The organism is Kitasatospora sp. NPDC001664 (genome assembly GCF_053596675.1).
Window position 1 is genome coordinate 1 of record NZ_JBSFGS010000075.1, and the last position, 5530, is coordinate 5530.

7 protein-coding genes and 1 rRNA gene are annotated in these 5530 nt (G+C 68.5%); 3 read left to right on the plus strand and 5 right to left on the minus strand.

Translation table 11 applies throughout. The features are described from left to right. The first annotated feature begins 1031 nt into the window (after positions 1 to 1031). On the plus strand, positions 1032 to 1172 hold the full coding sequence (locus ACWCYY_RS40520; RefSeq protein ID WP_449798942.1) for a hypothetical protein: 141 nt from the start codon (positions 1032 to 1034) through the stop codon (positions 1170 to 1172). Between the two features lie 446 nt (positions 1173 to 1618). Here ACWCYY_RS40520 and ACWCYY_RS40525 read toward each other — a convergent pair whose 3' ends face one another. Next, positions 1619 to 2062, minus strand: a complete 444-nt coding sequence (locus ACWCYY_RS40525; RefSeq protein WP_449798943.1) for an SUKH-3 domain-containing protein — start codon at positions 2060 to 2062, stop codon at positions 1619 to 1621. 187 nt (positions 2063 to 2249) lie between these two features. Here ACWCYY_RS40525 and ACWCYY_RS40530 point away from each other — a divergent pair, with 187 nt between their 5' ends. Continuing rightward, a complete protein-coding gene (locus tag ACWCYY_RS40530) occupies positions 2250 to 2762 on the plus strand; it encodes a hypothetical protein (RefSeq protein ID WP_449798944.1) in 513 nt (170 codons plus the stop codon). Here the strand turns inward: ACWCYY_RS40530 and ACWCYY_RS40535 are convergent, their stop codons facing one another. Then, positions 2763 to 3458 (minus strand): DUF6193 family natural product biosynthesis protein, encoded by a 696-nt coding sequence (locus ACWCYY_RS40535; RefSeq protein ID WP_380150565.1) that lies wholly within the window; start codon positions 3456 to 3458, stop codon positions 2763 to 2765. It lies immediately after the preceding gene. A 296-nt stretch (positions 3459 to 3754) separates the two neighbouring features. Here ACWCYY_RS40535 and ACWCYY_RS40540 point away from each other — a divergent pair, with 296 nt between their 5' ends. Then, positions 3755 to 3970, plus strand: a complete 216-nt coding sequence (locus ACWCYY_RS40540; RefSeq protein ID WP_449798945.1) for a DUF6368 family protein — start codon at positions 3755 to 3757, stop codon at positions 3968 to 3970. Positions 3971 to 4001: 31 nt separating this feature from the next. Here the strand turns inward: ACWCYY_RS40540 and ACWCYY_RS40545 are convergent, their stop codons facing one another. From ACWCYY_RS40545 to rrf, 3 genes are all read right to left on the minus strand, one after another. Beyond that, complete coding sequence (locus tag ACWCYY_RS40545; protein WP_449798946.1) at positions 4002 to 4568, minus strand: SMI1/KNR4 family protein; 567 nt, start codon at positions 4566 to 4568, stop codon at positions 4002 to 4004. Continuing rightward, the gene (locus ACWCYY_RS40550; protein WP_449798947.1) at positions 4565 to 5230 is read right to left on the minus strand and encodes a transposase; all 666 of its coding nucleotides are present in this window, start codon (positions 5228 to 5230) and stop codon (positions 4565 to 4567) included. The genes ACWCYY_RS40545 and ACWCYY_RS40550 overlap by 4 nt, the downstream gene beginning before the upstream one ends. Positions 5231 to 5446: 216 nt before the next feature. Beyond that, positions 5447 to 5530 (minus strand): 5S ribosomal RNA (rrf, locus tag ACWCYY_RS40555); the annotation flags it as partial.

The window sequence follows — 5530 nt, forward strand, 5'->3', positions numbered from 1 at the left end:
GGAACGGTGGCTTCCTTCGGTCCGCCTTCCAGCGGGCCCTCCGGGCGCTTCGTTCTTTCGTGTTCTTAGCTTACCAGATGTTTTCCGCCCCGTTTCCGGCGCTTCGTTCATCCAACTCGCTTGCGTCTTCTGCGACCTGACGGCCCGTCCGACGTTTCAAACCTTAGCCGATCCCCGCTCCGAAAAGCGAATCCGCCTCGACCTTCCGAATTCGCGCACGACAATTCGCACTGACCCTCGACAAGGCGTGGATCAGCTCGAATGAGAAGTGGTGTTTCAGGAGATCGGCCACCCCGGGACCGTCCGTGCAGAGCGCGCGTCCGGTTCTCCCTGTCAGGCAGCTCGAAGAACACTAGACCTCTCTGCCCATGCCGTCAACCTCAGGTCGGCCGCCGCCGGAGCCACACATCCGCCCCGCAAGCGGGCCGGCGCAACGCGGAGTCGGCACCGAGTACGACCGCCTGCTCGGACAGCTCCCGCAGCCGCAGCGGCGCCAGCGGGCACAGGCGGCGCCGCGGACGTGGGCGACGAGGGCGGCTTGGCCGGCTGGCTGGGGCTCGGTCTCGGACTCAGCTACAGCAGTGCGGCTACGCGGCGGCGACGGAGGGCCGGGGCGGCCCCGGCATCAACATCATCAGCACCTGCCCCACCGGGAGCCCTGGCGGCGCGGGGCGAACGGCGGACCAGTCGGCGGCGTCGACGCCACCTGTTCAACCTATCCCCCTCGACGGGCCCAACATCGGCGCCCTTCCCTTGGCGGTCGCACGGGCTGCCGGCTGCCGAACCTCCAAGCTCTATCCCGGCGAGGCCAAGAGCGACACCCGCGACACCGCGGTCACTGCGGATGCCGCCCGCACCATGCCGCACACCCCGCGCGGCATCGAGCTCGCATCGCCAACCGGCTGCGCGGACTGCTCACCCAGTTCGACCCGCACCTGGAACGCGTGCTGAGGCCCTGCTGGAGCGGTTCGACCCACCGTCCACCCTGCACAAAAGCCGGACGCCGTCGCCTGGTTGGTGTCACCCTGCCCTTGGCCCCGCGCATGGTCCGGCGCCTGGTCGAAGAGATCCCCGCCGCCCTCGACGAGCAGACCGTCATCATCCCCAGTACCGAGGCGGCCTCTCTGACCGTGCCGAGCCCGGCCGGCTCGCTGCCAGCCGTCCTGGACTAGCGCAAACTCCTGAAGAAGCGGATCCAGGTACTGCCGGACGATCACCTGCTGTCGAAGATCCGTGCCTCGATGCCCGGTAGGGGGATCTGCCGACAGCACCACACGGTCCGCGGCCGGTTCGAACCCGAGCACCGGTTTCCCCAGTCGCCTCCCGTGGTCATCCGCACGGGCTCGCCCGACCGGCGCCCGATCAAGCCCAGGAAGCCCGACCGGATGTCCACCCCCTCCTGGTCCAGAAGCTCGCGTCCGCGTGGGCAGGACGCGACAACACCCCCTCCGCCGAGGGCAACGGCACCAGGGCGTCGCCCTCCCAGTACACCCGCACCCAGCCGCACGGACGAGCCCCACAGAGGCAACCCGGCACCCGCCCTGCGCTCTCACGATGAACCCAGGCTCCGGCGAACACCCTTGACGGACTGTCGGTCAGGCCATGACGGACGCCGAGGTCAGCCAACCCTGCGTGCCATGGCCCCGAGGACGAGGCCGTCCATGCCTGTGGGAAGCCGCCCGAAGGTGGCCAGGCGCGAGGGTTGGACCACGTAGAGCTCACCGTGTTCGTCGATGCCGAGTAGCGCGAGGCCGTGGGCGAGCTCGCCGACGGGGAAGAGCCCGGCTCCTCCGGCTTCGTTCCATGCCGTGAAGCGGTCCTCCTCACTGTTCCAGAGGCTCATGGGGTCCAGGTCGAACGCCTCACGAGCGCGCGTGATCCCGGCACCCTGTGAGGCGACCTGCAACCCGCCGAACTCGGCCAGGAACTCCTCGGCGGCTCGGTGCATCACCAGCCCGGTCTCCGCGAAACTCATCCGCCAGAGGCTGGTGTCCACGCGGCGCCCAGGCAACCAGCCCACCGAACGCAGGGTCTCCTGGGTGACCGGGTCGAGATCGCTCATGGCCGCACATCGTCGTGCTGCCGGAGAATCCGCACAAGATCCCTCGCCTCGAACGCGGCACCGGCAGCCGGGCGCGCGGGAACGCCCAGAAGTAGCTGGCGCGCTCCGGGCGACAGGCAGTACCCCGGCGTAGTCGATATGCGCTGGCTGGTCGGGCCAAAGCCCTGGAAACTCATGTGCTGTGAACATGGGGATCTCTGGTTTCGAGCCGTCCTTCCTGATCGGGCTCGACGCCATTCGGCAGGCACACGGATCACGCCTGGCGGCGCTCGCCGGCAGACGGCTGACGGGGTTCGCGCTGGTGCGGTTCGCCGAGGACGGGGACTGGTTCGCCGACTGCCCGGTGGTGCTGGACTTCGACGGCCACCAGGTGGAGGTCTGCCACTCGCAGCTCGACCTCCTCTCGATCGGCTGGGACACGCTCGACACCGCGGCGACGATCACCGGGTGGGAGTGGTTCGAGCTCACGCCGCAGTGGTCCCACAGCGATGAGCGCCTGGAGCCGTTCCTCGGCCAGGAGCTGCGAGAGGTCGCGCTGCTCGAGTGGCAGCCGGCAGGCCGCGATCTGGCAGCCGGAACCGTGGCAGTGGAGTTCGCCTTCGCCGACGGCTGCCTGCGGATCATCAACGGCCTGGACGAGAACAGCATCGAGGTCGGCGCCGCCCACCCGGACTACGTCCGGCACAGCCTGGGCCGCTGATCACCACGGCCGGTCCGGGAGTGCAGCCACCACGAGGGAGACGGCCTCCTCGGGTGTCTCGGTGCGCGCGACCAGCTCTCCGCCTCGGCGCCGCACCCCGTACAGCCGCTCATCGTGCGGGAGCAGGCCGTACCCGACCTGCCCCGCCCAGTGGCCGAACCCGGCCTGTCTGGTCCCTCTGTCCTCGAAGAACTCGATCCTGGTGGAGAACCACACGTTGAAATGACTGGTGATCGGCGTCAGCCTGCGGAGCGCCGGCTGGGCATACGCGGCCACCAACAGCGCGTGCGTGCGGGGACGGCGGCCCCACGACGACGTGTGAAAGCGGTCGAGCTTGATGTGCCACACCAACTCGACCGCGTCCAGAGGCTCCTGCTCGTGCTCCACGGCCCACGGGCGGTACTCGATGCCCGGAGCCAGGGCCTTGGTCTCGCCCAACCCCGCACCGCTCAACCACGCCGCTGTCGCCCTGACCACTTCGGCCGGATCCGTGACCCACCCGCCGGCCATGGGCACGCCGCGGCTTTCCAGGGCTATCCAGTGGCCGCCGCACTGCTCGCCGGGCGGATACACCGTCAGGAATTTCGAGCCCCAGGACCGGTCGTAGGGCGGACGCACCGTCACCCGTCGACCCGACTCCGCACGGGCGTACCTCGCGATGTGCGAGAACTCCCCGTCAGGCTCGGGCAGGACCACTCCGAGACCCTCCGCCGTACGTCTCAGCACCTCCTGGAGTGCCCCACCGCCGCATGCTCCCGCCTCAACGCTCATCCGCTGAGTATGTCGGGCCGTTGCCAAGCCTGTCGGCCGCGATTCCGTCAGGCTGCGGCGGTGGTGAGATCTAGAAGAGGGATGTGGTGGGCGGCCAGCCGGTTGTTGGTCTGTGGTCGAGGGCGGAGACCGACCTGACGGATGTTCATTCGGTGGACCACGAGCGGCCCGAGGGACCCGATCCCGACGACTTCCCTGACGGCCCGTAAACGGAGGGCCTCGTGCCACCGGTCCAGATGGCGTGCCTGTCCGCGGTCGGCCGCGGACAGGCCAACCAAGTCGTCCTGGGCCACCTGGCGCTGTTCCCCACTGAGCGCCACGACGCGTTCATCGACGTCTGCTACCTGCTTGGATCGGGTCCCTACGACGAACAGGACGACGAAGCCGAGCTCGCCGGCGCCCGGTCCTTGGCCGGCGCACTGCCCGGACGGGTCTAGGAAGTCCCGTACCTCAGACCGTGTTTGAGGTCTACTGGGATGCCAGCCATGCGGTGTACCAGTCGCTGAAGTCTGGTCCTGGGGTCAGACCACCCCAGGAGCGGTCATCGAGCCACACTTGTCCGGCTTTGCCTCCCGTGATGACCAGGCGGGAGAACATGGCGCAACCGATCTCGCCGAGGACCAGCGTCCCCGCGACCGAGTAGTCGGAGTCGCCTCCCCTGCCCGGCCCCGGCCGGTCCGTGGTGTGCGGGAACGGGGTGGCCAGGAAGCCCGCTTGCAAGCACTCGGTCCGAAGGTCGTGCAGAGCCTCTCCGTCGTCTACTTCCTCCGACAGGCCCAGGAGTCCGTAGTCGGGTCCCGCTCCACCGTCGGCAACCGAGTTGAGGAAGCCTCGGTAGGACGCCGCAAGGTTGACACCGTGCAGCTGCTCGAACGAGCGGATCTCCTCCTCCGCCAGGGGTGGGTGAAGCTGGTATCCGTGGTGAGACGCACCGAAGCGCCGACGCTCGGGATCCTCCCGCGACATCTCGGTCACACGCGAGCGCACCGAGGAGCCGTTCCAAAATCCGCTCGGGGCGGCAGCGTCACTGGTCACGCCCGAACGCTACCCTCGCCCGTCCTCACCCTGATCAATGGCTTGGGTCCCGGCCGCGTGGCCGGACAGCCGCAGGTGAGTCGGCGGACCATGATGCTGATCATTGCCAATCGGATCATGGTCTCCGATCGGGCCGGGCTGGCCTCGTAGACGCGGGCCAGGCGACGGCTGGCGGTGAGCCATGAGAAGGTGCGCTCCACCGCCCCCCGCTTGGGCTGGAGTTGGAAGCCTCGCTGGTCCGGGTCCTTGCGGACGATCTCCAGATCGCGGCCGAGGATCTGAGCTGCCCATTCGACCAGGCGGCCGGCGAAGCCCCGGCCGGCCCAGATCTTCTTGACGCCCGGGTGCTCAAGGCGGGTCCACAGCAGCGGCCGCTTGGCGCCGTCGCGGTCCCGGATACTCGCCGCAACGACGTGGACGGCCAGGAGCAGGCCGAGGGTGTCGGTGACGATGAACCTCTTGCGGCCCTTCACCTTCTTGCTCGCATCGAAGCCTCTGGTGGCAGAGCGGACCATATCGCCGGTGTGGACGGACTGCGAGTCGATCAGGCCCGCGCTCGGCTCCGCGTCGCGGCCGTCGGCTTCACGGACATTGCCGAGCAGGGCGTCATGGTTGCACTCGACGGTGCCGTCGTCGTGACACCACGTGAAGTACCAGTACACCGTCGGCCAAGGCACGAAGCCCTTCAGCAGCTCCGCCGCCGCGGATGCTTCTCCCGACGCCCATGTCTGTGACCGTGAGCCATTTACTGCCTGGCTCAACCACCCTGATTTCGAGCTGTACGGATGATCCGAGGTCACACGGTCATGCGTCGGCCAGCGTGTCCGGAAATGCGAAAAGGCCCCCCGGCACGGCCGGGAGGCCTTCTCTGAATGATTGTTCGGCGGCGTCCTACTCTCCCACAGGGTCCCCCCTGCAGTACCATCGGCGCTGTGAGGCTTAGCTTCCGGGTTCGGAATGTA